This window comes from Acinetobacter johnsonii CIP 64.6 (assembly GCF_000368045.1).
Lineage (GTDB): Bacteria > Pseudomonadota > Gammaproteobacteria > Pseudomonadales > Moraxellaceae > Acinetobacter > Acinetobacter johnsonii.
Genome location: NZ_KB849234.1, coordinates 167,111 through 191,996, shown reverse-complemented (window position 1 = coordinate 191,996; position 24,886 = coordinate 167,111). Strand labels below are relative to the sequence as shown.

At 42.6% G+C, this 24,886-nt stretch carries 28 protein-coding genes and 1 pseudogene; 14 read left to right on the top strand and 15 right to left on the bottom strand.

Annotation, left to right across the window (positions count from 1 at the left end; translation table 11 throughout):
• Positions 1-78 precede the first annotated feature (78 nt).
• Positions 79-648 (top strand): HdeD family acid-resistance protein, encoded by a 570-nt coding sequence (locus F986_RS04305; RefSeq protein ID WP_004692502.1) that lies wholly within the window; start codon positions 79-81, stop codon positions 646-648.
• A gap of 82 nt (positions 649-730) precedes the next feature.
• Here the strand turns inward: F986_RS04305 and F986_RS04300 are convergent, their stop codons facing one another.
• Both F986_RS04300 and F986_RS18205 read right to left on the bottom strand, forming a co-directional pair.
• Positions 731-1,180 carry a carboxymuconolactone decarboxylase family protein gene (locus F986_RS04300; protein ID WP_004692501.1) on the bottom strand — a complete coding sequence of 150 codons (450 nt, stop codon included), beginning with the start codon at positions 1,178-1,180 and terminating at the stop codon, positions 731-733.
• 286 nt (positions 1,181-1,466) lie between these two features.
• A protein-coding gene (locus F986_RS18205; RefSeq protein WP_100222788.1) for an IS4-like element ISAba1 family transposase occupies positions 1,467-2,557 on the bottom strand; the annotation gives its coding sequence in 2 pieces (ribosomal slippage) (positions 1,467-2,017 and positions 2,017-2,557; 1,092 coding nt in all).
• 118 nt (positions 2,558-2,675) lie between these two features.
• Here F986_RS18205 and F986_RS04285 point away from each other — a divergent pair.
• From F986_RS04285 to F986_RS04260, 6 genes and pseudogenes are all read left to right on the top strand, one after another.
• Complete coding sequence (locus F986_RS04285; protein WP_004692497.1) at positions 2,676-3,821, top strand: glycerate kinase; 1,146 nt, start codon at positions 2,676-2,678, stop codon at positions 3,819-3,821.
• A gap of 161 nt (positions 3,822-3,982) precedes the next feature.
• Positions 3,983-5,971 (top strand): ATP-dependent helicase, encoded by a 1,989-nt coding sequence (locus tag F986_RS04280; RefSeq protein ID WP_004692491.1) that lies wholly within the window; start codon positions 3,983-3,985, stop codon positions 5,969-5,971.
• A gap of 98 nt (positions 5,972-6,069) precedes the next feature.
• Entirely contained in the window at positions 6,070-6,330 is a 261-nt protein-coding gene (locus F986_RS04275; protein ID WP_004692489.1) for an RNA recognition motif domain-containing protein, read from the top strand.
• Between the two features lie 78 nt (positions 6,331-6,408).
• A pseudogene (locus tag F986_RS04270) lies at positions 6,409-6,732 on the top strand (ASCH domain-containing protein).
• 75 nt (positions 6,733-6,807) lie between these two features.
• Positions 6,808-7,311, top strand: a complete 504-nt coding sequence (locus F986_RS04265) for a DUF6586 family protein (protein ID WP_004692488.1) — start codon at positions 6,808-6,810, stop codon at positions 7,309-7,311.
• Positions 7,312-7,416: 105 nt separating this feature from the next.
• Positions 7,417-7,695, top strand: coding sequence for a hypothetical protein (locus tag F986_RS04260; protein ID WP_004692486.1), 279 nt, complete (start codon positions 7,417-7,419; stop codon positions 7,693-7,695).
• A gap of 57 nt (positions 7,696-7,752) precedes the next feature.
• Here the strand turns inward: F986_RS04260 and F986_RS04255 are convergent, their stop codons facing one another.
• The 4 genes from F986_RS04255 to F986_RS04240 all read right to left on the bottom strand — a co-directional run bounded on the left by F986_RS04255 (position 7,753) and on the right by F986_RS04240 (position 11,626).
• On the bottom strand, positions 7,753-9,468 hold the full coding sequence (locus F986_RS04255; RefSeq protein ID WP_004692484.1) for a cation:proton antiporter: 1,716 nt from the start codon (positions 9,466-9,468) through the stop codon (positions 7,753-7,755).
• 145 nt (positions 9,469-9,613) lie between these two features.
• A complete protein-coding gene (gene rpmG / locus F986_RS04250; protein ID WP_003654787.1) occupies positions 9,614-9,769 on the bottom strand; it encodes a 50S ribosomal protein L33 in 156 nt (51 codons plus the stop codon).
• 12 nt (positions 9,770-9,781) lie between these two features.
• Positions 9,782-10,018: a 50S ribosomal protein L28 gene (gene rpmB, locus F986_RS04245; protein ID WP_000048256.1), complete on the bottom strand. Its 237-nt coding sequence runs from the start codon at positions 10,016-10,018 to the stop codon at positions 9,782-9,784.
• 159 nt (positions 10,019-10,177) lie between these two features.
• Positions 10,178-11,626 (bottom strand): coniferyl aldehyde dehydrogenase, encoded by a 1,449-nt coding sequence (locus F986_RS04240; protein ID WP_004692482.1) that lies wholly within the window; start codon positions 11,624-11,626, stop codon positions 10,178-10,180.
• Between the two features lie 116 nt (positions 11,627-11,742).
• Here F986_RS04240 and F986_RS04235 point away from each other — a divergent pair, with 116 nt between their 5' ends.
• The 5 genes from F986_RS04235 to F986_RS04215 all read left to right on the top strand — a co-directional run bounded on the left by F986_RS04235 (position 11,743) and on the right by F986_RS04215 (position 15,412).
• Entirely contained in the window at positions 11,743-12,444 is a 702-nt protein-coding gene (locus tag F986_RS04235) for a TetR/AcrR family transcriptional regulator (protein ID WP_017397115.1), read from the top strand.
• Between the two features lie 71 nt (positions 12,445-12,515).
• Positions 12,516-13,382, top strand: coding sequence for a formyltetrahydrofolate deformylase (gene purU / locus F986_RS04230; protein WP_004692478.1), 867 nt, complete (start codon positions 12,516-12,518; stop codon positions 13,380-13,382).
• Positions 13,383-13,597: 215 nt separating this feature from the next.
• Entirely contained in the window at positions 13,598-14,365 is a 768-nt protein-coding gene (locus tag F986_RS04225; RefSeq protein ID WP_004692476.1) for an energy transducer TonB, read from the top strand.
• A 19-nt stretch (positions 14,366-14,384) separates the two neighbouring features.
• Positions 14,385-15,008 carry a MotA/TolQ/ExbB proton channel family protein gene (locus F986_RS04220; protein WP_004692475.1) on the top strand — a complete coding sequence of 208 codons (624 nt, stop codon included), beginning with the start codon at positions 14,385-14,387 and terminating at the stop codon, positions 15,006-15,008.
• Positions 15,008-15,412: an ExbD/TolR family protein gene (locus F986_RS04215; RefSeq protein ID WP_004692473.1), complete on the top strand. Its 405-nt coding sequence runs from the start codon at positions 15,008-15,010 to the stop codon at positions 15,410-15,412. The genes F986_RS04220 and F986_RS04215 overlap by 1 nt, the downstream gene beginning before the upstream one ends.
• A 57-nt stretch (positions 15,413-15,469) precedes the next feature.
• Here F986_RS04215 and msrA read toward each other — a convergent pair whose 3' ends face one another.
• From msrA to thyA, 5 genes are all read right to left on the bottom strand, one after another.
• Complete coding sequence (gene msrA / locus F986_RS04210) at positions 15,470-15,997, bottom strand: peptide-methionine (S)-S-oxide reductase MsrA (RefSeq protein ID WP_004692472.1); 528 nt, start codon at positions 15,995-15,997, stop codon at positions 15,470-15,472.
• A gap of 114 nt (positions 15,998-16,111) precedes the next feature.
• The gene (locus tag F986_RS04205; protein WP_004692470.1) at positions 16,112-16,570 is read right to left on the bottom strand and encodes an META domain-containing protein; all 459 of its coding nucleotides are present in this window, start codon (positions 16,568-16,570) and stop codon (positions 16,112-16,114) included.
• Between the two features lie 95 nt (positions 16,571-16,665).
• Positions 16,666-17,718, bottom strand: a complete 1,053-nt coding sequence (locus F986_RS04200; protein WP_017397118.1) for an Lnb N-terminal periplasmic domain-containing protein — start codon at positions 17,716-17,718, stop codon at positions 16,666-16,668.
• A gap of 26 nt (positions 17,719-17,744) precedes the next feature.
• The gene (locus F986_RS04195; protein WP_004692466.1) at positions 17,745-18,257 is read right to left on the bottom strand and encodes a dihydrofolate reductase; all 513 of its coding nucleotides are present in this window, start codon (positions 18,255-18,257) and stop codon (positions 17,745-17,747) included.
• A 116-nt stretch (positions 18,258-18,373) separates the two neighbouring features.
• Positions 18,374-19,216: a thymidylate synthase gene (gene thyA, locus F986_RS04190; protein WP_004692464.1), complete on the bottom strand. Its 843-nt coding sequence runs from the start codon at positions 19,214-19,216 to the stop codon at positions 18,374-18,376.
• A gap of 526 nt (positions 19,217-19,742) precedes the next feature.
• Here thyA and F986_RS04185 point away from each other — a divergent pair.
• On the top strand, positions 19,743-20,252 hold the full coding sequence (locus F986_RS04185) for a hypothetical protein (RefSeq protein WP_004692463.1): 510 nt from the start codon (positions 19,743-19,745) through the stop codon (positions 20,250-20,252).
• Positions 20,253-20,291: 39 nt separating this feature from the next.
• Here the strand turns inward: F986_RS04185 and F986_RS04180 are convergent, their stop codons facing one another.
• The 3 genes from F986_RS04180 to lgt all read right to left on the bottom strand — a co-directional run bounded on the left by F986_RS04180 (position 20,292) and on the right by lgt (position 21,960).
• Positions 20,292-20,660, bottom strand: a complete 369-nt coding sequence (locus F986_RS04180) for a hypothetical protein (protein WP_004692461.1) — start codon at positions 20,658-20,660, stop codon at positions 20,292-20,294.
• 3 nt (positions 20,661-20,663) lie between these two features.
• Positions 20,664-21,047 (bottom strand): AzlD domain-containing protein, encoded by a 384-nt coding sequence (locus tag F986_RS04175; RefSeq protein WP_004692459.1) that lies wholly within the window; start codon positions 21,045-21,047, stop codon positions 20,664-20,666.
• Between the two features lie 100 nt (positions 21,048-21,147).
• Complete coding sequence (gene lgt / locus F986_RS04170; RefSeq protein WP_004692458.1) at positions 21,148-21,960, bottom strand: prolipoprotein diacylglyceryl transferase; 813 nt, start codon at positions 21,958-21,960, stop codon at positions 21,148-21,150.
• A 93-nt stretch (positions 21,961-22,053) separates the two neighbouring features.
• On the opposite strand from lgt, the gene F986_RS04165 reads away from it, so the two are divergent.
• A complete protein-coding gene (locus F986_RS04165) occupies positions 22,054-22,836 on the top strand; it encodes an NRDE family protein (protein WP_004692452.1) in 783 nt (260 codons plus the stop codon).
• Between the two features lie 38 nt (positions 22,837-22,874).
• On the opposite strand, the gene F986_RS04160 is transcribed toward F986_RS04165, so the two are convergent.
• Positions 22,875-24,851, bottom strand: a complete 1,977-nt coding sequence (locus F986_RS04160; protein ID WP_004692450.1) for a PhoX family protein — start codon at positions 24,849-24,851, stop codon at positions 22,875-22,877.
• Positions 24,852-24,886: the final 35 nt, after the last annotated feature.

Here is a 24,886-nt window from a genome sequence, read left to right as displayed (position 1 = left end):
TGTGGATAAGCTCAAACCTACAAGTTCGCTGCAAAACATGTTAAAACTAAGTGAACGAAAATCAAACTTGAGAAGAAGATGAAAACAGTCGGTAATGATTTAGTTCGCCATCAACTCCATGAAAATCGTAAATGGTATTTGGGTTTAGGGATTTTATTGGTGTTGTTTGGTTTCGTCCTTTTGGCCGCTTTGCCTTTTGCCACCTTATCTGTGGTGTTTATCTTTGGCGTGCTCATGATGATAGGTGGTGTTCTACACTTCATCGCCGCTTTTAAGATTTTTGAGGGTGGCTTCCGCTGGCTATGGGCACTGTTTGGTGTGTTGTATTTGGTCGCGGGCTATTATGCATTTAGCACACCTGTGAAAACAGCCATTGTCTTGACCAGTGTTTTAGCGGTTTTCCTGATTATTGCAGGGGTCATTCGTATCTTTAATGCAATCTTATTTCGAGCATTCCAAGGTTGGGGCTGGACACTTTTCTCTGGTGTTTTAACCCTACTGGCAGGTATTATGATTTTAACCACACCAGATGCTCCATTTTGGGTGCTGGGCTTATTCCTTGCTTTTGATATTTTATTCCAAGGGATTAATTATCTGACTCTGGCGGCAGCCATTAAGCAGATTCCACCAGCAAGCCAATCTGAATAAAGCATGATTAAAAAAAGGGGAGCCTCATGCAGGCTCCCTTTTTTTGTGTGCTTTATATCATGTGCAAAACTGAATGGCAGGTTTACGGATTGACGGCATATTGACTTGAAATCGCAATACGATTCCACGTATTAATCACAATTGCGATCCATTCAATAGCGGAAACTTCTGCATCGGATAATATTTTTGTTGCCTTTTGATACGCCGAGTCGGGGAAATGTTGCTGGGCAATGAGTGTAATTTCTTCAATTAAAATCAGCGCGGCGCGTTCTTTTTCGGAAAAATATCCACTTTCTTGCCATACACTGATGAGGGCAATCCGTTCCATTGATTCACCTGCTTTCATGGCATCTTGTGTATGCATACGCACACAGAACGCGCATTGGTTAATCTGTGAGGCTCTTAGTTTCAGCAAGTGTGAAAACCCAATCTCAAGACCTGCTTGTTGGACTTTTTGCATGGATAAATTTTCGAGTTCTAATACTGTTTTATACAGTTCAGGTGCGGCTTTTCCCAAGTTGATTCGTTGCATACATCACCTATTTTTTTAAAGAGCGTTGAATGTTTAGTGATGATTTTATCGGCTAATTGATTCGCACTTTGTTTAATTTATGCATTAAAACCAAATGGACTATGGTGGCCATTTTGGTGACGCGTACAGTAAAATTCAGAGATGGCTAAAATTAAAAAATTATTGAGGCTATTTTGTCTTTATCGAGATGTATTCAGTTTCAATCACAAAGAACTGTGCCAAGGACAATGAAAAGAGAAAAATGCGGGCGGGAAATTTATAAATCGTGCTCTGTACACGACAAATTTCACAGAACCCTTATCCTATCAGGATTCTGCTTTCTTAAAATTGCCAAAATTTCCTTAAACTCTTCTTTTTTCCCAAAACCAATTAAACGCTGAATCGCCATTTGAACATAGTCTAAACCATAGCGAAATAAACTCATTGAGAGTCGTCCATGCTTCTTTATTTTTATCGCTTTTTTTTGATTATGTTGCCATTCACCCGTTAAGTAACACCAACAGAAGCTTATAGCTAACACCGCAATCAATTTTTTCACTCGTCTAGGGTCTGTCAAGCGCGTATTTTCAAGATTAAACCCGCGTCCTTTGAGACAACTGAATAAGGTTTCAATTTCCCAGCGTAATGCATAATCCTGAATAGCATTGGCATTAAACTGAGGAGAAACGACGAGTAAAAGCTCTCCATTTTCTAACTGTAGTGCACTTATATATAGTTTCACCCGACCAACCAAAATCCGTCGTTTACGACATTCAATTTGACCAACTTTAAGATGGCGAAATAAATCACTAATTTTATGATTCTTTCCTAAATGATTGGTGACAATGAAGTTTTTTTAACACGAATGCAGAAGTTGATGTCTTGTTCAATTAACCATGTAAACCACTGCTCACCGATAAACTCTCTGTCTGCGAACACATTCACAACACGGTCTTTACCAAAAATGGCTATAAAGCGTTGAATCAAAGCAATACGCTCTTTCGTATCTGAATTTCCACGTTTATTAAGCAATGTCCAAAGGATAGGTATCGCTATTCCACGATAAACGATTGCGAGCATCAGGATATTAATATTTCGTTTTCCCCATTTCCAATTGGTTCTATCTAAAGTCAGTTTCACTTGGTCGAATGAAAACATATTGAAAATCAACTGAGAAATTTGACGATAATCAAAATACTGACCTGCAAAGAAGCGCTGCATACGTCGATAAAATGATTGTGGTAAGCACTTGATGGGCAAGGCTTTAGATGCAGAAGAAAGATTACATGTTTGCTTTAAAATAATCACAAGCATGATGAGCGCAAAGCACTTTAAATGTGACTTGTTCCATTTTAGAGATTTGTTTAAGATAAGATATAACTCATTGAGATGTGTCATAGTATTCGTCGTTAGAAAACAATTATTGTGACATTATTTCAATGAGTTATCTATTTTTGTCGTGTACAGAGTAAATCGTGTTATTAATAAATTAAATTTTCTAAAAAAATTATGGATGATGACAACTTTTATTTTAGCGCCCGATTCATTCAAAGAAAGTATGACTGCAGAGCAGGTCTGTGCGGCGATGCAGCGCGGAATTCAAAACATAATCCCTGATGCTGTATGTATACATGTACCCATGGCAGATGGCGGCGAAGGCACAGTCGATGCTTTATTAACATCTTTAGCTGGCCAAAAAGTCGAATGTGAGGTGACAGGGCCCTTGCCATCACAACGAGTGAAAACGTATTGGGGCTTATTTGATGGCGGGCAAACGGCTGTTATTGAAATGGCCAAAGCTAATGGTATTCATCTGCTTGAGCCCGCACAGCGAAATCCATTGCTGACCACAACTTTGGGAACGGGGCAAATGATTCGGCATGCATTGGATCTAGGCGTGTCCAAAATTATTTTGGCACTTGGAGGCAGTGTCACCAATGATGCAGGCAGTGGCATGGCACAAGCACTTGGAATAAGGTTTTTAGATGCACAAGGGCGGGACGTGCCCGTTGGTGGTGGTCATTTACGAGATATTGAACAGATCGATATGCAGGCTTTAGACCCACGCTTGCAAAGGATTCAAGTTTTAATTGCCTCCGATGTCACTAATCCGCTGTGTGGAGCACAGGGTGCATCGCATGTGTTTGGCTCGCAAAAAGGGGCGAGCGCAGAGATGATTGAGAAGTTGGATCGAAATTTGAGTCATTTTGCCGATGTGGTGGAAACACAGCTTAATCTACAGATACGTAATGTTGCAGGGGCAGGCGCCGCAGGTGGGCTAGGTTTTGGTTTAATGGCCTTTACGGGCGCTATGCTTCAGTCTGGCGCGACGTGGGTGATTGAGCAAACTCAACTGGCGGAGAAAATAAAGCAAGCCGATTATGTCTTTACTGGTGAAGGAAGTATCGACTTCCAAACCAAGTTAGGCAAAACGCCGTGGGCAGTGGCTCAGTTAGCCAAGCAGTTGAATAAACTAGTGATTGCCTTTGCTGGACGTGTCGGAGAGGATGTTGAGGCATTATTTGATGAAGGGTTTAGTCAAATTGTTTCGATCAATGAACCTGACTGTGATTTAGCAACAGCATTGAAAAACGCAGAGCAGAATTTGCAAAATAGTTGTGAGGACATCACTCGACTTTTGCTTTTAAAGCATACTGAGTAAGCTTAATTTTAAATTTTTGAGGCAGTAAGCGGTTCGAGCATAAGGTCTGGGTCATAGATCTGAAGGTGTATTTCAGACAGAAATGGATAATCATTGCTGGAGCCTCATATTGACGTCATAGATTTGTTAGACTAGCAGCATCCACGAATTGATGAGTGATTATGAGTTTAGCCAGCCTAATTGATGAATTAAACCCGCAACAAAAACAAGCTGCCAGGACTGAGTCGCAACACAGTCTGGTGCTCGCAGGGGCTGGCTGTGGCAAGACGAAAACCATTGTGGCACGAGCTGCATACTTGATTGATCAAGGGATTCCTGCCAACCAAATTCAAATTTTAACCTTTACTCGTCGTTCAGCCAGTGAAATTGTGGCGCGAGTGGAGTTGGCTTTAGGTGAGCAAGCCAAAGGGCTGCGTGCATCAACTTTTCATACTTTTTGTATGTATCTGCTGCGCCGTGTACCGAAAGCCTTTGGTTTAGAGCAGTTTTCAATTATTGATCGTGATGATCAACTGATGATGTTCCGTCTGATTCGTGGGAAAGATGACAAGAAAAATCCCAATCAGCTGCCTAAACCGCAAGAACTCTGTGACCTATATTCTTTTGCACGAAATACGCGTCAAAAGTTGAGTGATGCCTTAGAAAAACAGCATCCTGAGCATCTGGCTTTTAAAGATCAAATTGCGGAAATCATGAAAGAGTACGAGACACGAAAACGTGCGCGTAGTTTTTTAGATTATGACGATATTCTGGCGATCGTGGCCTCAGCACTCGACCAGTCAGAAGGTTTAGCCGACTATGTGGCATCGCTCTGCAAACACATGCTGGTCGATGAAATGCAGGACACCAATCCTTTGCAGTGGGCCTTGCTTGAACCGCTTAAAGACAAAGTAAGCTTGTTCTGTGTCGGTGATGATGCACAGTCGATTTATGGTTTCCGTGGGGCAGATTTTGAAAATATTCACCATTTTAAAGACCGTGTGCCGAATGCTCAGGTGTTTAAATTGGAGCAAAACTATCGTTCAACCCAAGAAATTTTAGACCTCTCCAATTGGCTGCTCGATCAATCTGAGATTCAATATAACAAACGCCTAGATGCTCATCGGGGTGAGGGCTTGAAGCCTCGCATGCACATTTTCCCAAATGAGTTTGATGAAGCAAAATGGATTGCGATCGACATTAAAGAGCGCCATTACTTACAAGGCAGTAAATGGTCGGATCATATGGTTTTGGTGCGTTCCAGCTTTGCAGCACGGCATATTGAGGCAGCATGTATTACGGCCAATGTACCCTATCGCTTTATTGGGGGCATGAAACTGCTTGAAACCGCACATGTGAAAGATTTACTGAGCTTGCTACGCGTGATTGCCAATCCTCTCGATGATATTGCATGGATGCGTTTTCTTACCTTGTGGAATGGGGTGGGAGATGTTGGTGCAAGTCGTCTCGCTCAGCAACTTTTACTAGAGCCTGAGTTTGATTTGATCTTTGATAAATTAGAGAAATTTGGGCGGATTCCAGCTGAAACTGTGTTGATCATGAAGCAAATGACGGTGCTGAAACAGGAAGTACAGGCTTGCGTCAGTTTGGGTATTCAGGCGATTGAAGTACAATTGGCGGAAAATTATAAAAAAGACTGGAACCGCCGCCAAGGGGACTTTGAGCTGATCAAACAATTGGCGTCTAAACATACCCAGTTGAGTGAGTTCCTTGAGGAATATGTGCTTGATCCTGTGTCGATTTCTGAAATTGAACGCCAGTCCGATAGCGATGTCGTCACTCTGATTACCATTCACTCGGCCAAAGGTACAGAGCAAAAGGTCTGTTATGTGGTCAATGTCACTCCGGGGCAATATCCGCATGCCCGTGCCCAAGGTGATTTTAATGATGTCGAAGAAGAGCGTCGGGTCTTGTATGTGGCGCTGACCCGTGCGCAGAATGAGCTGATTTTAACCAAGCAAAATTTAAGTCTGTGGGCGCGAGACGTGATTGATGAGCAAGGGCGCAAAGTCGAAAGTTATTTTTTGAATGATCTGACGCGAAATTTGTGTAGCATGGAAACCCACCATAAGCCTCGTCAGCAAACCGTAAAGAGTGCTTTAATTGAGCGCCAATCGATTAATTTAGATTTTGGGATTAATCTCGATTAAACTAAACAGATTACATTGTGGTATTTGTTGTGCAATGTTCAGAAAGTAGCGTAGGCGATTGCTTTTTGATGATTTTGCCTATTTTTGAAGGTTGTAAGATGAAAATTTTAGTTCGTAATTTAGAGCGTACAGTGGCTGAAGCTGAACTGCTTGAATTATTTAAGCAATATGGCACAGTTGCATCATGTAATTTAATCCTTGATGCAGCAACAGGTAAATCGAAAGGTTTTGCTTTTGTTGAAATGCCACACGCACGTGAAGCGATTAAAGCCATTAAAGGTCTTAATACACTACGTTTGCATGGCACTGGTATTCGCGTCAAACAGGCGGAAGATAAGCCTGAGAAGCCAGAAGCATAAATAAAAAGGAGCAATTGATGCTCCTTTTTTATGGGATAAAATGAAAAAATCTATCCAGCTTTATCGATTGTTGCGCCGATGGGACGACAAATCTCTCAAGGAAATAAAACCTTAGAGATCCGTTTTTGGCGACCAGAGCAATGGTCACTCAAAGATTTGATTATTGTGGAAAATAAGCACTATTTAATCCACGAGGACGATTAAGAGTTGGGGTATGCTGTTGCTATGGTTGATGTTGAGTCGATTCACTCATGGAGAGAAGATGAGCTTGATTCGGCGATGGCATCGTATTGGGAAGAGGGATATTGGGCTTGGGTACTCACAAATGTGCGTCCAATCCATATTTCGATGCCTGTCATAGAAAAAAGAAAGATTTATTTTATTGAAATAGATCATGCATAATTTTTATTATGCACTGCTGTATAGAAAGATTACTCTTAGAATTGTTATAAACGCCAAAACTTAGGAACACCCTTCATGACTCGTGTTGCCCGTTACCATGCTGATCGCACTAACCAAAAACTCTACTTTGCTCGACTTTCATGTCAACAAGCAGAACAAATTGATCATGTGCAACAAGCTCAGGCTTACCGTGAGGCTGCTGTGTTTCACTTGCATGGCGCGGTGCTTGCGTTTCTACAAGAGTTGGTCCGTTACTACCGCTTAAATGACTTAAACCCAACGTTGAAGTCCATAGAAGAGCATATGGCAGCTAAGGGCCAAGTCTCGCCTGAAGTGACTGTAATGCAACAACTGTCGAAAGAAGGTTTCATTGCCGAGTTAAAACGTGCTTATCGCTTGTGTCAGTATGCGCCAGAGCCGAGTACACCTGAACCTGAGTCAGAAACTTCATCGAATCTGATCATCAAAGTAACTCAAACCCCTCAGGCATGGTTACCCGATACCAAAATTTTACGTGAGTGGCATCGAGACTTAACGGCGTTGATCGATGGCTTTCGGAATGAGATGGTTGAATTCTAAAAGCGATGACCAGCGCTTGAAGTTTGAAAATTTGTCCTTATATCAATAAGTCTAAGCGAAGCAAAGTGCAACTGCCTTTGCCACCATGTTGAACATGGAGGAAATATGTCTATAGAACAATTGAAAGAATTATTTGGAAATCAAGAAGCCATTTTAGAATTGGTTCAACTTGAAGGTGGTGAGCTCGCACTACGTAACGCAGGTTCGGAGAGTGCACCTTTAGTCACGATCCAGTTTAATGAAGAGCTCAAAGCATTATTGGGCGACCAGACAACAGTCGTTGCTCAGCAGATGGTGCAAGCGGCTTTATACGGCTTACTTGAAAAACAAGTGGGCGAATGGCAGGCTGAAGTGGTGGACGAAAAGCCACAGTTCTTCAGCTAAGTCGAATAAGAAAAAACGCACTGAACAGTGCGTTTTTTTGTATCCAGTGTTTGTTCCTTAGTGGGTGGGTGCTTGATGATGTGCAATTTGAATTTGATTTAAAATATGATTGCTCATATTTTTCGCCATTTCCTCTTTTGCAAAATAAACTTCACCAATTTGATCGCGGCGAATCACTTCGGCTTCTTCTTTGCTTTCAGCACATACTAAGACCTGAATCTCAGGATTGAGGGTTTTGGCAATATCCACGATTTTATGAATATCTAAAATATCCATCGGGGAAAGTACCAACAGGCGCGCATGTTGAATATGGGCTTGAATCAGTACGCCAGGGTCTGTCGCCATCCCAGAAACAGCCGCAATGCCTTTTTCACGCAGGTTTTCTACAATTTCACGGTTTTCTTCCGCAATCACCACTTTAATGTCTTCGGCCATCAATTGTTTGGTAATTCGACGCCCCACTTCACCATGCCCAACTATTACCACTTGATCACGTAAGTAGTCTTGTGAAACTTCATCCGGCAGCATTGCCAGTGGGTCACCACTACGCTCCAGTAAGCGTGCTAGATGCGAGCGCTCACGAATCCAGCGTTGTACAGGCTCAATTGCGGAGAACACAAAGCTGTTTAAGGTGATGGAGATGAGTGCTCCTGCCAAAATTAGGTTTTGCCCTTCTAGGGACAAGAGTTTAAGTGAAACCCCGAGAGTGGCTAAGATGAAGGAAAACTCACCAATTTGTGCCAGTGAAGCACCGACGGTGAGTGCCGTATTGATGGGGTAGCGGAAAAAGAGCACCAGTGCCATAGCGGCAATGGTTTTGCCGACCATAATAATTGCAACGACTGCAAGCACATGCACAGGTTGTTCCACTAAGATGCGTGGGTCAAATAACATGCCAACTGCAACAAAGAACAAAATGGCAAAAATTTCACGTAGAGGGAGAGTCTCTTCTTCGGCTCGATGGCTAAAGTCAGACTCTTTAACGACCATCCCGGCAAAGAAAGCGCCCAGTGCCATGGAAACACCGAAAATTTTGTACGCGCCAAAGGCGATTGAGACCGCAGCAGCCACCACGGTTAAGGTAAATAGTTCACGCGAACCAAGGCGAGCGACAAATTGCATGATCATTGGAACGAGACGTTTCCCGATGATCAGCATAAAAGCGATGAAGCCTACGACTTTAAGTAAGGTGATGCCTAAGGTAAGCCAAATGTTGTCATCAGTACTGCCTGTAAGGGCTTCTCCACCGAGTAGAGCTGCTGTTGCGGGTAAGAGTACCAGTACCAAGACCATGACCAGATCTTCAACTAAGAGCCAACCTACGGCAATTTTACCGTTGACTGAATTGAGTAGACCACGGTCTCCCAGTGCTTTGAGTAATACCACTGTACTGGCACAAGACAGGCTTAAGCCGAAGACCAAGGCAGAGCCAAAACTCCATCCCCAGATCATACTGACGCCTATTCCGAGCAGGGTCGCGACAGCAATTTGTAAAATAGCACCAGGCAATGCGATGCGTCGAACTTGTAATAAGTCATTGAGGGAAAAATGCATGCCCACACCAAACATGAGGAACATGACCCCAAGTTCAGCCAATTGGTTCGCCAGATGAATGTCCGCGACAATACCAGGGGTATTGGGACTAATAATGATACCCGCAATCAGATAACCAATGAGTGGGGGAAGGCGTAAGCGTACGGCAAGATAGCCGAAAATGAGCGCAAGCCCAAAACCGACAGCAAGTAATATAATGAGATCTACGTCATGAGGCACTAAAAACTCCTTAAGCAAAAGTTAAGGGTGAAAAAGAAGCAAAGCACAAATGGTGCCAAAAGAGATTAAAAGTTTAACAAGTCGAACGAAAAAAAAGCAAAAAAAAAACGACCTAAAGCAGGTCGTTTTTTCCAAAAAACTAAAATTATTTAATTTTAGCTTCTTTGAAGATTACGTGTTGACGGATTTTTGGATCAAATTTTTTGATTTCCATTTTTTCCGGCATAGTACGTTTGTTCTTAGTTGTGGTATAGAAATAACCTGTACCAGCAGTAGAAACTAGGCGAATTTTATCACGCATGGTTCAGACTCCTTAGATCTTTTGACCTTGAGCACGTAGGTCAGCAACAACCTTCTCGATGCCCAATTTGTCGATAATACGCATACCTTTTGTAGTTAGACGAAGACGTACGAAACGTTTTTCGCTTTCTAACCAGAAACGGTGGTGATGCAGGTTCGGCTCGAACCGGCGTTTGGTTTTGTTATTGGCGTGCGAGACGTTGTTGCCAACGACTGGACGCTTGCCGGTAACTTGGCAAACCTTAGACATGGTGAACTCCATTGCTAGACAGCACCGATTGTGCGCTAGTTATTAAGTAAACGGATGAAATCATTCAAGGGGCGTTTTATACCAAAAATGCGCTTAAAAGACAAGCGATTTTCATTAAAACTAGGCATGAACCCGTGCGATAGGTCATGCCTTGATCATTTAGCGAAGAAGGGTCTTTGAAATCAACTTGTGAATTGGTTTGTTAAACGGTGGGAGAATGAATTTCAAGCTATATAACTTGGGATTCGACATCACTGACCGTTCATGCGACAAACTGAAGAAACCTTCTGGACCATGATATTTCCCCATACCTGATGCACCAACGCCACCAAATGGTAAATCGTCTTGTGCGACATGGGTCAAAACCGTGTTTTGTCCGAAATGCCCTGAATGAGTACGCTGTGCAACATAATCTGCACGCGCCTGATCAAAGTCGAAGTAGTATAATGCAAGTGGACGCGGACGGCTATTAATAAACTCGATAACATCGTCTATTTGATCATATTCCATGATCGGTAGCAGTGGCCCAAAGATTTCCTCTTGCATAATACGCATGTCAGGTGTGACCCCAGTTAACAGTGTAGGGGGCACTTTGCGTGTATCGGAGAAGGTTTCATGGGCTGGGTTGATTTCAACTACCTGCGCTCCATGCTCGCGTGCATTTTCAAGATAACCTTGTAAGCGGTTGTATTGGCGGTCATTAATAATCGAGGTGTAGTCTGGATTATGCAGAATGTCGGGATACATCTCTTCCACACACTCGCGGAAGTGCTCAATGAACTCGGCAGTTTTACCTTTGGGCAAGAACATATAGTCGGGTGCCACACAGGTTTGACCTGCATTCCACAGTTTTCCTGCAGCAATCCGCTGCGCAACATCCCGTAAATGAATAGAAGGATGTACTAATACTGGTGATTTTCCGCCAAGTTCGAGGATCAATGGAACGAGGTTCTCTGCCGCAGCAGACATGACGGTTTTACCGACATTGGTTGAACCTGTGAAAATCAGTTTGTCAAAAGCCAGACGACAAAAGGCATCCGAGATCGCGCCACCGCCATTGGTCACGGAAACTAATTCTTGAGGAAAGGCTTCGGAGAGCGCTTTTTCAAGGATGCGACCAAAGTTGCTCGATGAACTGGAAATTTTGATCATGGCATGGTTACCTGCCGCCAAAGCACAAATTAAGGGTCCAATCGAGAGTAATAAAGGATAGTTCCATGGGGTAATAATGCCGATCACACCTAAAGGTTGATATTGCACCCATGCTTTAGCCGGTTGGTGAATGATTGAAACGTGACGTTTCGAGGGTTTCATCCACGTGGTTAAATGCTTGCTATAATATTTAATGTGTTCAAGGCAGGTGAGTAATTCCCCAATTTTGGTTTCACTGGTGGAACGGTTGCCGTAGTCTTGATTAATTGCCTCTGCAAATTGATCTTGATACTTAACTAAGATACGCTTAAGTCGTGCCAAACGGTCAATACGCTCTTTTGCGGTTGGCAATGGATAGCGTAAATAAGCGTGCTTTTGCTGTTCAAGCACATCATGTAGGTGCTGAATATCATAAGAATGTGGTGTCAATGAAGTTGTTTTTGTTTGACTGTTCATGCCGCACTACCATTTCAAATTTCAATTTATGTTTAATTTTTAGAGTAATTGCTCTAATTAGTCAAGTTACTTTATGTGTTAGTCTTCTAATGCACTGAATGAATGGTTATTTTAGGATGTCTCAAACTAAAACGTTGAAAACCAAAGAACGTATTTTGCAACTCAGTTTGCAGCTTTTTAACGAGCGTGGAGAACGTTCTGTTACGACCAATCATATTGCCGCTGAATTGAATATGAGTCCGGGCAATTTGTATTATCACTTTCGCAATAAAAGTGAAATTATCAAACAGCTCATGGAACAGTATCAAGGCGAAACGCTACAGATGCTGGCTTTGCCGGATGACCGTCTGTTAGATGCCAATGATAAAATTCGTTATTTTCAGGTGCTGAGCAGCCAGTTGTGGGCTTATCGCTTTTTACACCGTGATGTCTATCATTTGGTTGAAAACAATGAAGACTTCCGCAAGATGTATCCGCGTTTTGCAGGGCAAGTGATGCAGCAAGGGCAAAAGATCTATCAGGCCTTTGTTGATGCCGGTCTGATGCAAATGACGTCGTCAGAAATTGAAGCCCTGATTATCAATTTATGGATTGTACTGACCAACTGGACCAACTTCCTTTATATGTCGGGTCATATCACTGACTCCAATACATTAGAAGAAAAGTGGGTTTGGCAGGCTCTCCGTCAAATGGTGTTCTTAGAAGGGGCCTATTTGCGTGGTGAAAGTCGTGAGACGTATGAGCGCTTGTTGGATACGATGGGGCCATCTGAACTGTTTTCGAGCTTGGCGTCATTTAAATCGGATGATAAGCCATAAGGTGTTTTGACAGCTGAGTAAAAAGCGCTAGAATACTCGGCTTGATTTTCATTTTACTGATTTAAACTGACATGAATATGACAACTGCTAACACGGCACGTTTACTGATTACTTGTGAAGATAAGCCAGGGATCGTGCAAGCTGTATCGAGCTTTTTGTATCATCAAGGCGCGAATATTACTGCGCTTGATCAATACGCGACTGAAGCTCAGGGCGGACGTTACTTTATGCGTGTTGAGTTTGAACTAGACAATTTACAGTCTCGTAAAGAAAGCATCACTCAAACTTTTGCTGCAAATGTAGCAGAGCGTTATGAAATGCAATGGCGTTTGGCGCTGGTCAGCGACGTGAAAAAAGTCGGGATTCTAGTGTCTAAAGTAGACCACGCCTTACTTGAGCTGTTATGGCGTCATGCGCGTGGTGGTTTGCCGTGCGAAATTACCAAAGTGATTTCTAACCATGAAACTTTACGTGAAGCGGTTGAGAACTTTGGCATTCCGTTTGAAGTTGTCCCTGTAACGAAGGACAACAAACGCGAAGCTTATGCTGAAATTGATGAATTAATGCAAGGCAATGATTTATTGGTACTTGCGCGTTATATGCAAATTCTAGATGAAGCATTTGTCGAGAAGTGGGAAATGAAAGTGATTAACATTCACCATTCTTTCTTACCTGCTTTTGTTGGCGCAAACCCATATAAGCAAGCGCATGAAAAAGGTGTAAAACTCATTGGTGCAACTGCGCACTATGTCACTGCGGATCTGGATCAAGGTCCGATCATTGAGCAGGATGTAGAGCGTGTGAACCATGACTTTACGGTTGATCAATTACGTGAATTGGGTCAGGATGTTGAACGTAATGTCTTGGCACGTGCAGTGAAGTGGCACTTAGAAGACCGTATTATTGTTGATGGTAACAAAACAGTCGTTTTCCAATAAAAAATTGGTTGCAAGCAAGATTGAAAAAGGCATACATTAAGTATGCCTTTTTTGTTTGGGTATGATTAGAAAAAACCATAAAAAGTGACAAATTAATAGTTGCAAATGAAAACACTTCTCATTTATCATTGCGCTACTTTATTGTACTAACCGATAAGCGTTATAGTGGAAACCAACCCAGTGGCCACTCCGCTTAAATTAGGTCACCGATTTTAATGAGTTCAACAGTTATTTCTCCTATGCAGACTCCCAACCCGATGAAAAAGAAAGTTCTTGCTGCTTTGATCGCGGTTGTCGTGGGCCATATGGGCGTATTGTGGGCAGTGAACCACATGAAAGCTCCTGAACTCAAACCGATTGAAAAAGAACCCTTGAAGGTTCGTTTCGTTAAAATTCAAGAACCACCAAAACCGCTACCGCCTAAGCCGAAAGAAGAACCGAAAAAGGAACCGACTAAGCCGAAGGAAGTGAAGATTGTGGAAAAACCACAACCGACTCCACCGAAAAAGGTAGAAAAGGTTCAACAAGTTAAAAAAGCAGAAGTGGTTAAACCGGTTGTTAAACCAACCGAAACTCCAGTAAAACCGACAGTCACCACGACGATTACAGAGAAAAAAGTCGAAAAACCTGTCGTGCAACCAGAGCAAGCGAAACCTGTTACTCAGGCTGCACCAGCTGATACTTCACCGAAGTCGGTGTCGATTGGTGGTTCAGGTGTGCAATGGAGCCGCTCTCCAAAACCAGTTTATAGTAATCAAGATTTACAAGGTGAAAACCGTCGAGTCGTGGTGCTGATTGAGGCGAATGAAAAAGGGTCGATTGTGAATGCCCGTATTACGCGCTCAAGTGGTGTGCCTGCTTTAGATGAAAAGATTTTAAGAGCTGTCAAAGGCGCTAAATTTAAACCTTATAAAGAAAATGGTGTGGCTTATCCAATTCGGGCTGAGCAACCATTTGATTTAGAATTGAATACAAAACGCTAACTTTATCAGGAGTTCGAGTATGAACTTTTCAGTTTATTGGCAACATGCTGATGCAGTCAGTAAAACACTGTATTTCATCTTGTTGGCAATGTCGATTGCAACGTGGACCATCTTTGTTTTACGTATCATGGGTACACGTCAATTGAAACAACAAGCTTATGCTCAACTTTCACAAGCTTTAGCTAAGTTAAAATCAAAGTTTGCTGTCTTGAACTTTGAACAACGTAAAGCCGTTGCAGAACAAGCACTCCTTCGTCAAATTTCTGCTGAAAAAGCGAATGCTGAGAAAGGTGTTTCAGTTCTAGGCACGATTGCATCGCTTGCACCGTTCGTTGGTTTGTTCGGTACAGTATGGGGAATTTTCCATGCCCTTGTTGCTGTTGGTAAAAGTGGTCAAGCAGGCTTAGCGCAAGTTGCAACTCCTGTGGGTGAAGCATTGATCATGACGGGTTTAGGTTTGGCTGTCGCGATTCCTGCGGTGTTAGCGTATAACATCTGTGCACGTGTAAACCGTACTTTGGCACATGAGCTTCAAGACCAAGCACACGGCTTGCTCATTGATACCATGTTGCAACAAGACTCAGCACCTGCTGCAGTAGAAAGTAAAGCGACTCAACAAGGTTTAGTTGGAGGTCAAGCTTAATGGCTTTTCAATTGGGTGACGATAACGATGCTGGCATGAATGAGATGAACCTCATTCCGCTGATCGATATTATGCTGGTTTTGATGATCATCTTCTTGGTGACAGCGACCGTTGCCAACCCATCAATTCCATTAACTTTACCAAAAACGACGGCTGATATTGTAGATCCTCCACCTAAAGCCATTACGGTGAGCATTAATGCAAAAGGCGAAGTGGCTTGGGATAATCAAGTGATTAGCTTGGAAGAACTACAAACGCGTTTTAATGAAGCGGGTGAGTTGGAAACCAAGCCAACGGTTCAACTTCGTGCAGATAAAGAATCTCGTTACGATATGGTCGCACAAGTCATGTCTCGTGCGAGTGAAGCTGGACTGGCGGATATTGCTTTCGTAAGCGATAACTAAGTTGATGTTAAAAAAAAGCGACTCTTGAAGTCGCTTTTTTTATGGTGAATTATTGAGTTATTTACTGTCTTTCAATAAAGCCTGAAACTTAGAGCGCAGCTTCATCAGTTTTGGCGGAATGGCAAAGTTGCAATAGCCTTGAGATGGGTTGCGAGCGTAAAAGTTTTGGTGATAGTTTTCAGCCGAATAGAACGTTGGTACAGGACTGAGTTCGGTCACAATATCGAGACCTTCTGCTTTTAAGTCGGCAATGGCTTGTTCTGCGTCAGCACGTTGCGCATCATTAAAATAGTAAATGACTGAACGATACTGGGTGCCGACATCATTGCCTTGACGGTTGAGTGTCGTCGGATCATGAGTGGCAAAAAACACATCGAGCAGCTGAGCATAGCTAATTTGAGTTTCATCAAAATCAACTAAAATAACTTCGGCGTGGTTGGTATCGCCACGACAAATATCTTCATACGTCGGGTTATCGGTATCTCCACCTGCATAACCACTGGTCACTTTATGTATGCCCTGAAGCTCTAAATAAACCGCTTCTACACACCAAAAACATCCACCACCAAAGAGTGCTTGTTGCATTTTAAAATCCTAATTGTGTTTATATCTGTTTATATAAGGGCTGATTGGTTCAGTACAATGTTGTCTGTTACAGATTAAAAAAGCCTGTGATTACAGGCTTTTTATAGAAACAATTTAACGTGGTTGAATGGCAGAGCCAAACTGTAGCAGCAAGTTGCCATGTCGATCGAGTAGTTTCAGAGTTTTACCAAACACTTGGTAATGCGTCACTTTTGCCAGCGCTTCTTGGAACTGTTGCGGAACAGCACTGTTATTGATACAGGCCATTCGGGTGGTTGCGAGCTGGCTTAAGGTGAGCGTATCGCGTCCGACGGTATAGCTGCCCATAATGCGGTTACAGCCATCTGCACCACTGATGCGGTTATCGGCTGAAAACTGAAGGCTTGGAATATTACGTTCATTGGATGCTGTTTTAATTTCGGTATTGCCCATTTGCGTCAATATCCAAGTCCGCTGCTGGAGCTGTTGAATGTTGGCCATTTCAATGGTATCAGATGGAGGTGGTGTCGTTTGGCAGCCAGTCATGATTAAGCTACTCGCTAAAAGACTGCTTGCAATCAGTTTTTTTAACATGGGATCAGACTCTTATTGTGATGTATCATCTGAACTATCAAAGCAAATTTTGTCGTTGATTGCCAGTTTTAACTTGCAGCTTTTCGTTGCAGACCTTAGCGTGTTTGGTCAACGGTTAAACCCTGACGAATAAGCTGTGAATACTCACGACTGGTTAACTCTGTTTCTTTGCTTACGCGTGGGTTGATATAAGCTTTTTGATACCATGTTTTCATATCCCACTGCGGACTAATCGCGCCTAAGTCATACAGATAGTTCGGCAAATATCCTGAAGCTAAAATACGATAGTCAGTCGGTAAAGCGTCATGTGAAACGGCTTGAACCATATCAAACACCAAGGTGGTGCAATTACTGGTGAGGGTGTTATACCACTTAGGATGCTTGGCGAGCTCGTCTGCCTTATGTAAATACTCTACAAACAGTGCTTTACTTTCAGCCTGTCCGAGGCGAACAGGAAAGAAATAGACTTGTTCATGACGAATATTACTACGGGTATACACAATATCATGTTCGTCTGAGGCCACTAAACTCAGCTCATATTTTCTGAAAAAACCACCAATCGCTGAAAATTCTTCATTTTTCTCTTTGCGAATTTCAATGGAAAAGGTCAGCGGTGCAGTATTGGCAAAATCAAAACTGACCAAAGTATGCGCGATTTGTGGCCCCATCCAGTATGAGGTAATGATATTGACCCCAGTGATTTGATTTAGATCGAAAGAGCGGGTATCCCAATGTTCAGTATAGGAGCCGTCAGGGTGCCATGTGAAATTGCGGACATTATGAAGGGTGACATGGTCGCCTTGTTTTTCATAATGCAAGATTTTTGCTACTTCAGGTTGCCAGTCGCGGTCTTGGCGAGCATCTAAACTAAAATACCAAGACAATGCCAGTAAAAAGCCAAGGAGATAAAGGATGATATCGAGGCGACGACCAAAAAAGCTTTGGGTGATATAGATACCCAAAATGCTGAGTGCAAAAGCAATCCAGATCCCAATAAAAATACGGCTGACCAACCAGCCCAAAGGCTCTTGAATCCACAATGCAAAACACAGCCAAATTGAACTGAACAAGACAAAAATACTAAACAGGGTGTGGAGTAATCCAAAGCCCAGTGTCCGCCAAAATTCTATTTTGATCATGTTGTGCATCGTGCTTTTAGCAAAAAAAATATGCTTTATTTTTGATAGGTTGCGAACTCAAAAGCAATTCCAGTTTTGTCATCAATATGTTGTTCTGACGCGACTTTTTTGAATGCTGTTGGTATGGCAGGGTAATGCGCATCACCTTGCACATCGAGTGCAACATGCGTGAGTTCTAAACGGTCCGCAATGTCGATGGTCTGTTTAAAAATTTCACCGCCACCAATGATAAAAATACTGTCTGGTTTTTCTGAAGCTTGAACATCGGCAACAGCTTGCGCTAAAGCCTCTTCGATGCTGTAAGCCACCTTTGTGCCTTCAAAAGCCCAAGAAGTGTCGCGAGTAATGACCCAATTGACACGCTTGGGTAACGTACGGCCCATCGATTCCAGCGTTTTACGGCCCATAATGACCACACCACCTTGGGTGATGGCTTTGAAGTGTTTTAGATCGGCTGAAATATGCCAAGGTAGGTCATTGCCTTTACCAATACAGCGTTGCTGATCCATTGCGACTACATGTACAACTTCTAAGTTTTGAAAGGCCATAACGCGCTCAAATGTTGGGTCATATTTCTTATTCTTCCTCAAGGAGAGGAAGAACATCTATGGGTAAATCTCAATCCCGCTGATTCAAGGCGAGATTGTATTGGGCTTGATCTGCTTTAAACAGCGACAGGTGCTTTAATCCCGGGATGTGATTCATAACCCACGATTTCGATATCTTCAAATTTAAAGTCGAAAATATCATTAACCGCTGGATTGAGTTTCAGTTGGCACAGCCCTAAAGGTTCACGGCTTAACTGAAGCTTCGCTTGTTCAAAATGGTTGGCATATAAATGCGTATCACCACCCGTCCAGACAAAGTCACCCACGCCTAAACCGCAGACTTGCGCGATCATATGGGTGAGTAGCGCATAACTGGCAATATTAAAAGGCACACCTAGAAAAACATCGGCACTGCGCTGATAGAGCTGACAAGACAGTTTGCCGTTATGAACAAAAAACTGGAAGAGGGTGTGGCACGGAGGAAGGGCGACTTGCCCCGCTTCTTGTGGATTCCAACCCGATACAATCAGACGGCGTGAGTTTGGATTGGTTTTAATTTCATTGACTAACCAAGCAATTTGGTCAAAACCATCTTTTTCATACAAACCGTCGGCTTTTTTGGTTGCACCGAAATTACGCCATTGATGACCATACACAGGCCCCAGTTCACCTTCTGGGCGACCAAAACGCGCAGTTTGTTCTGCGGTTGACCATTCGTCCCAAATACTGACTTTGTTGTCCTGTAAATATTGCACATTGGTATCGCCTTTTAAAAACCACAACAGTTCAATCACGATTGAACGAAAGTGAACTTTTTTAGTGGTTAATAAAGGGAAGCCTTGAGAAAGATCAAAGCGCATTTGATGACCAAATACCGAGCGCGTACCTGTACCAGTACGGTCGCCTTTATCACCGCCGTGATCGAGGATGTGTTGTAGCAGGTCTAAATACGTTTTCATAAAACTCTCAAATAAACACTTTGGGGGAACAGACCTCTTAATAGATGTGCCTGTTCTTTCCACTTTAAATTATAAAATCTGCGGATGATTATACTGAAATGTGCAGTATAACGCACCCAAGATTAATGGCTCAGGTAAGATGATTGATCATATAAAAGTTATGTGAAAGCTATTACAGAGAACCAGATTAAAGTGGTTTTGTGCAGGATTTAAACTGAAATAATTTAATTGTATTGGATCTAAATAAGCAGCCGTTTAGAGGGGCAATCCATTCCATATTTAAGGACTTCGTTAGCCGATGGTGAAACATTTTGGCTTGAGGCGAAAAGCACTTGGATGAAGATTAAATTTTTTTAGTTAATTTAGGTTTCAAAAAGTACTGAGAAAAGAAAACTTTAGAAAGGTTGTGTTGCATTTTGAAAAAAAATATTACATTTACGACATGAAAGTTCAATGCTGAGCGGTTAGTATTTCGAACTCGAAAAGTTGCACACCCCTAATGATTGGGAGGAGAGTCGGTTTTAGTATGCCTTATGATCAAAACGTAAATATGAATGACGTCTATGCGCCTGCGCAAACCAATATCATAATACGTTCTCAGTCAGCGCGAAATGTCACCGCTGCGGATATTTTAAGCTCGAAGCAGGCACGAGAAAGGGCTATTAGCAACCATCAGCGTGTGGATCTTGAAAAATTTACAGGTTTCTTAAGAAATATTACCCGTCAAACCAGCACCCAAAAATGTGCTAAAAGTATTCGCATTGGCTTAGAGTCCGCGGGTGCGCGCTTCAAAAACCATCCTGTGGCTGCGGCGGATTGGGGTAAGACCTTAACTAGCATTGGTTATCGTAAAATCAATTTATCTTTTGATCAGCCTAAAAAAGGCGATATTTATATTATCGACCGTACTGCAAAAAACCGTTATGGACATATTGCCGCTTATTCAGGCAATGGCTGGGTTTCTGATTTTAAACAAAGTGGTTATGCGGTTTACCGTAACCAAAATGTGAACTACAGCTATTATCGAATGGATTAAGCAGATGTTGACGGGATGTAGAGCAATTCCACATCCTAATTAAACTCTTTTTTCACGCTGTGCGTGAATCGATACTAAAAATAAACCAATTCCACTAAAGCCGATACACTGAAGTGCAAGCGCAATTTTATCTTGAGCGGGTAGATAGCCCAGCAAACAAATCAGGGCAATTAGGGGCAGAAAAATAACCAAACGAGAAAAACCTTCCCGATACGGATTGTCCTGAGCAATCTTCAATTGCACACCGCGTAGCAGATGCGTTGCAATGCCAATCACTAGACTCAAACCAATAAAAATCGCGCCAAGTTGTTGAACTTGTGCTGCCATAAAAATCATCACGCAAGTGGCAATACAAATGATGAGTTTAATTTGACGGCTACAGCGTTCAGAATACCAAAAGTTCAACATGGTTTATTTGGACTCAGGCTGAGTATTGTTATGCAAAAGAGATAGGGGGGAAAATAGGCAAATCCCCAGCGCCATAAAACCAATCCCTTGTGCACCTGGAATCAGCAGCTCACCATCTTTAATATTCATAAAAATCAGCGCCAAGAGTAGGGCAATAGGAATCCAAGTCAGTAGACGATATAGAAAGCCTGTAGGGTTCTTGGCCGCAAAATGAATTTTGCAGTAACGACAAATCAGAAAAACAATTCCAGTACCCAAGAACATTAAAATGGCATTGAGGCTCAGGGGATCCATCCAATACAACACACCTGTTACAACAGCAATTGAGATAAAAATAAGTAATTTTTTTAGAATAGAAATTGAGGGATTAAACCAAAATTCGAGCATGGGAGTGATGTATTTAAAAACCAAACATATGTCACTTTAGCATAATTTGGCCCTAAAAAAGGGGGCAATGAAGCCCCCAATATTTTATCCGCTCATCGGATTAGCCATTATTCTTTTGTGGACCCCAATCATAGATTTTCTTTTGATAGGCATACCACATCATCCACGTACCAACCAAAATCATTGGCAGACTGAGGAATTGACCTTTACTCATCCATGCGATGAATAGTTGCCCATTGTCAGGCTCACGGAAGAATTCTACGATGAAGCGGGCCATACCATAACCGATCAAGAATAATGCTGAAACCGCCATACGAGGCCGTGGCTTTGAACTGAACCACCACAGTACGATGAATAACAATAACCCTTCAAAAAAGGCCTGATAGAGCTGAGACGGATGGCGAATTAGCTGTAGCGGATCCGTTGGGAAAATCATACCCAGTGCAAAGTTTGGATCTGCAACTGGGCGACCGTAAAGCTCTCCGCCAATGAAGTTACCAATACGGCCAAACATGAGCCCTGTAGGGACACATGGCGCAATAAAGTCGAGGGTTTGGAACCAAGTCATTTTGTATTTCTTACACCAGAACAGCATGGCAAGCATTACACCCAAGAAGCCGCCGTGGAAACTCATACCGCCTGTCCAGACTTGGAACAACCAGATTGGGTTGGCAAGGAATTGCTCAAAGCCATAAAAGAAGACGTAACCGACACGACCACCAATAACCACACCTAGAGCGCCATAAAAGATCAAATCGGAGATCATATCTGGTGTCCAACCACGTTCTTTCGCGCGGTAGCTTGCAAGTCCCCAAGCAAACAAAAAGGCCAATAAATACATCAGGCCGTACCAATGAACTTGTAAAGGGCCAAGTGCTATTGCGACGGGGTCAATATTTGGATAGGTCAGCATGCATATTCCTAGTCATTATGTTTTGAACAGATTTTAGCTGAAAGAGATGAAAAATGTTGTACATTCAATGTGTAAAGATGATGAGTATCGTTTATGTGTATTGTGGCAATAGCATGGCAGGTCTTGGATGAGATGCCATTGTGTTTGATTTCAAATCGAGATGAGTTCTATCAGCGCCCTTCAAGCCATTTAAAGCAGTGGGAAAATAGCCCGATTATTGCAGGGCAAGATTTGCAGTCTGGCGGCACATGGATGGGTATAACGCCAACAGGACGTTGGGCCGTTTTAACCAACTTTCGCGATGGAAAGGATCAAACTAGCTATCCAACGTCTCGTGGACATTTGATTCAATCCTTTTTAGAGTCTGAACAAACCCCGATTCGTTTTGCTCAAGACTTAGAGAAAAAACAATGTGACTATGCGGGCTTTAATCTTTTTATGGGGGATCGGCATCAGGCGGTCTATATGAGCAATCGCGGTGAAGCACCACAGGTTCTTCCGAAAAGCGTGTATGTGGTGTCAAATGGTTTGATGACGGAACATTGGGAAAAAACCAAACATTTACGCAAGCGCTTTACCCAAGAGTTCCTACCGATGTTGCAACAATCTAACATCTTAAAAAGCGAGTTAGAGACAACGGCTTGGGATATTTTGGAGGATGAACGCAAGATTATTTCAGACCTGTTGCCACAAACTGGAATCAGTCAGGATATGGAAGAATTACTGTCTTCGACCTTTATTCAAAACCCTATTTATGGGACACGCTGTTCTAACTTCCTGCGCATGACCCATGAACAATGGTCTTGGCTGGAAAAGCAGCAGCAGGGTGAGTTCAAAGGAAAAATCACGGAACAGGCTGTACTCTTTAAATCATAAAAAATGCCGACATAAGTCGGCATTTTTTTTGGAATGACTTAAGAAGCTTTGGTTTCAGTCTTTTTCTTTTCTACTGATGGCATCAAGTCTGCTGTTAAATAACCGACACTTGCACTATAGCCATTGTTGTAATTGGCTAAAGTTGCTGCTTTTAAGTCCTCAGATAAGCTCTTCATGTCACCCGCATGTTGGAAGTTACTCATGATATAAGTCCAACCATTTACTGAGTCTACTGCATGTAAACCAGTCGATTCTGCTCCTGCAGGGGTTGAGAGTAAACGTACAGGATCTGCTTTGGTATCCACGTTATAAGCCCATAAGAAGTTATTTGGATGGTTACCACTGTCTTCACCAATGAATAAGGTGCGTAGTGTTTCAGAGAACTTCAAATTGTCAGGGCTTGCAATTTTATCTGGATTTGCTGTGTTACCTAAGCTATCCACTGTGATGTCCTCACCCATCAATAGCATTTTCGATTGATACGGAATCCATTCACTGTTGATAGGCTGCCCATCGGTTGTGTTCTGTCCTGCTGTTAAATCATGTGCCAGTACGCCACCCGCAGTGATTTTCTTCGTGAATGAAACATTGTGTGCGGCAACCCAAGCTGCATTGTCTTTGATCATTGAATTTTGAATATTTGCTAAAGCAGAATACGCAACTTTGTCTTTAATGTTGATGGTGGTCCCTTCCATCTTCGTGAAGGCCATGCTGCCACCTTTGAGTGCTGCGTAGCGGTGGGTTTCAAGGAAGGCTGCTGCTTTTTCCATACCTGGTTTTACTTTTACCCAAAGCTTCTTCTTGGCTAAAATAATTTTGGTATATGATGCGTCATTTGGATTAGTTGTTAAACTTTCCATGATGTCGCTAGGTTGGATATTGTCAACATTAACCATTTTTTCAATTTCTTGACTAGTTGCATGACCTAGCTCAATCCATTTAATTTGTCCTGTACTGCTCTCTGTCAGTTCAGATACATATTTAGCGACATAAAGTTTACCTGCTGACAAATCTTTTGCGACATCGGCAATGAACATAAAGAAGCCACCGTTGGTGTAGTCATCACCCATAATTACGGTACGGTTATCGGGCATGACATGTACCAGTTCATGCGAAATACGGCCCATACAGAAGTGTTTAACAATACTACCACTGCCGTCTTTATTTACGATCACTTCAGGTAAATGACCATAGTTATATGGTTTAGCTGCGGCCTCATCACCAAAGAAGTTTTTGCTGATTCCTTTTGGACTTGGTCCACCAATGCCTTGTTCAAATGCATCAGGTTCATATTCTTCACTAGATAAATGTGTGTTCCACGGTGACATGCTTGCACCACAAGTAATCCATAAACCATGAACTGCAGAGGTATCGACATTAAAGTATTTTTTAAGCTCTAAATGACCTGTTGTTTGGTTCTGGTCTAATGTCAAAATTGCAATTGGGGAGGGTAAGTTGCCATACTCGCTCGCGCCTGCTAGGTTTTGTGAGGCATATTCAAATTGCACCACATGGAATACTGGGTTATTCACACCTTCGACTTGAGCACCGTCTAAATGAATAAGCGAGGAGCCATCTGGGCAGTCTGAAAAGAATTGGCGTGGCGACGCTGGAACAGATGTATCCATAATTGGGTCGCCGTTGGCGTTAAAATATCCCCCAGCAATAATTTCACCACCGCCCCATTTAGGCACAGTATTGCCTGTTTCAAAAAAGCTTTTATAGCCAAGTTGATACTCTGAACTGGTTGAGTCATCCCAGTCGATTTTGAGTTTCGAACTGACTGATGTTTTAGCACGGTCTGCAATTGCAATAGGCGCTGCCATCGCTGTAAATGTTGCAGCTTTTAGATTTGCAGGTTTTGTCACAGGTGGTGTTACCGCTGTGTCATTGTCACTATCATTACAACCGCTCAATGCTGCTGCAGTAGTCATTGCCCCAAGCGGTAAAAAAGGGATTCCCGCAAACCATTTTAGAAGATCACGACGACTTGGCTGATTTGTTGTGGCTGTCATAGTAAGTCCATATCAATAATTGTAAGTAAGTCGAG

Bases quoted from the DNA above. Each gene is read 5' to 3' on its own strand.
- F986_RS04305 (WP_004692502.1), top strand. From the start codon at position 79: ATGAAAACAGTCGGTAATGATTTAGTTCGCCATCAACTCCATGAAAAT.
- F986_RS04300 (WP_004692501.1), bottom strand. From the start codon at position 1,180: ATGCAACGAATCAACTTGGGAAAAGCCGCACCTGAACTGTATAAAACA.
- F986_RS04285 (WP_004692497.1), top strand. From the start codon at position 2,676: ATGACAACTTTTATTTTAGCGCCCGATTCATTCAAAGAAAGTATGACT.
- F986_RS04280 (WP_004692491.1), top strand. From the start codon at position 3,983: ATGAGTTTAGCCAGCCTAATTGATGAATTAAACCCGCAACAAAAACAA.
- F986_RS04275 (WP_004692489.1), top strand. From the start codon at position 6,070: ATGAAAATTTTAGTTCGTAATTTAGAGCGTACAGTGGCTGAAGCTGAA.
- F986_RS04265 (WP_004692488.1), top strand. From the start codon at position 6,808: ATGACTCGTGTTGCCCGTTACCATGCTGATCGCACTAACCAAAAACTC.
- F986_RS04260 (WP_004692486.1), top strand. From the start codon at position 7,417: ATGTCTATAGAACAATTGAAAGAATTATTTGGAAATCAAGAAGCCATT.
- rpmG (WP_003654787.1), bottom strand. From the start codon at position 9,769: ATGCGTGATAAAATTCGCCTAGTTTCTACTGCTGGTACAGGTTATTTC.
- rpmB (WP_000048256.1), bottom strand. From the start codon at position 10,018: ATGTCTAAGGTTTGCCAAGTTACCGGCAAGCGTCCAGTCGTTGGCAAC.
- F986_RS04240 (WP_004692482.1), bottom strand. From the start codon at position 11,626: ATGAACAGTCAAACAAAAACAACTTCATTGACACCACATTCTTATGAT.
- F986_RS04235 (WP_017397115.1), top strand. From the start codon at position 11,743: ATGTCTCAAACTAAAACGTTGAAAACCAAAGAACGTATTTTGCAACTC.
- purU (WP_004692478.1), top strand. From the start codon at position 12,516: ATGAATATGACAACTGCTAACACGGCACGTTTACTGATTACTTGTGAA.
- F986_RS04225 (WP_004692476.1), top strand. From the start codon at position 13,598: ATGAGTTCAACAGTTATTTCTCCTATGCAGACTCCCAACCCGATGAAA.
- F986_RS04220 (WP_004692475.1), top strand. From the start codon at position 14,385: ATGAACTTTTCAGTTTATTGGCAACATGCTGATGCAGTCAGTAAAACA.
- F986_RS04215 (WP_004692473.1), top strand. From the start codon at position 15,008: ATGGCTTTTCAATTGGGTGACGATAACGATGCTGGCATGAATGAGATG.
- msrA (WP_004692472.1), bottom strand. From the start codon at position 15,997: ATGCAACAAGCACTCTTTGGTGGTGGATGTTTTTGGTGTGTAGAAGCG.
- F986_RS04205 (WP_004692470.1), bottom strand. From the start codon at position 16,570: ATGTTAAAAAAACTGATTGCAAGCAGTCTTTTAGCGAGTAGCTTAATC.
- F986_RS04200 (WP_017397118.1), bottom strand. From the start codon at position 17,718: ATGCACAACATGATCAAAATAGAATTTTGGCGGACACTGGGCTTTGGA.
- F986_RS04195 (WP_004692466.1), bottom strand. From the start codon at position 18,257: ATGGCCTTTCAAAACTTAGAAGTTGTACATGTAGTCGCAATGGATCAG.
- thyA (WP_004692464.1), bottom strand. From the start codon at position 19,216: ATGAAAACGTATTTAGACCTGCTACAACACATCCTCGATCACGGCGGT.
- F986_RS04185 (WP_004692463.1), top strand. From the start codon at position 19,743: ATGCCTTATGATCAAAACGTAAATATGAATGACGTCTATGCGCCTGCG.
- F986_RS04180 (WP_004692461.1), bottom strand. From the start codon at position 20,660: ATGTTGAACTTTTGGTATTCTGAACGCTGTAGCCGTCAAATTAAACTC.
- F986_RS04175 (WP_004692459.1), bottom strand. From the start codon at position 21,047: ATGCTCGAATTTTGGTTTAATCCCTCAATTTCTATTCTAAAAAAATTA.
- lgt (WP_004692458.1), bottom strand. From the start codon at position 21,960: ATGCTGACCTATCCAAATATTGACCCCGTCGCAATAGCACTTGGCCCT.
- F986_RS04165 (WP_004692452.1), top strand. From the start codon at position 22,054: ATGTGTATTGTGGCAATAGCATGGCAGGTCTTGGATGAGATGCCATTG.
- F986_RS04160 (WP_004692450.1), bottom strand. From the start codon at position 24,851: ATGACAGCCACAACAAATCAGCCAAGTCGTCGTGATCTTCTAAAATGG.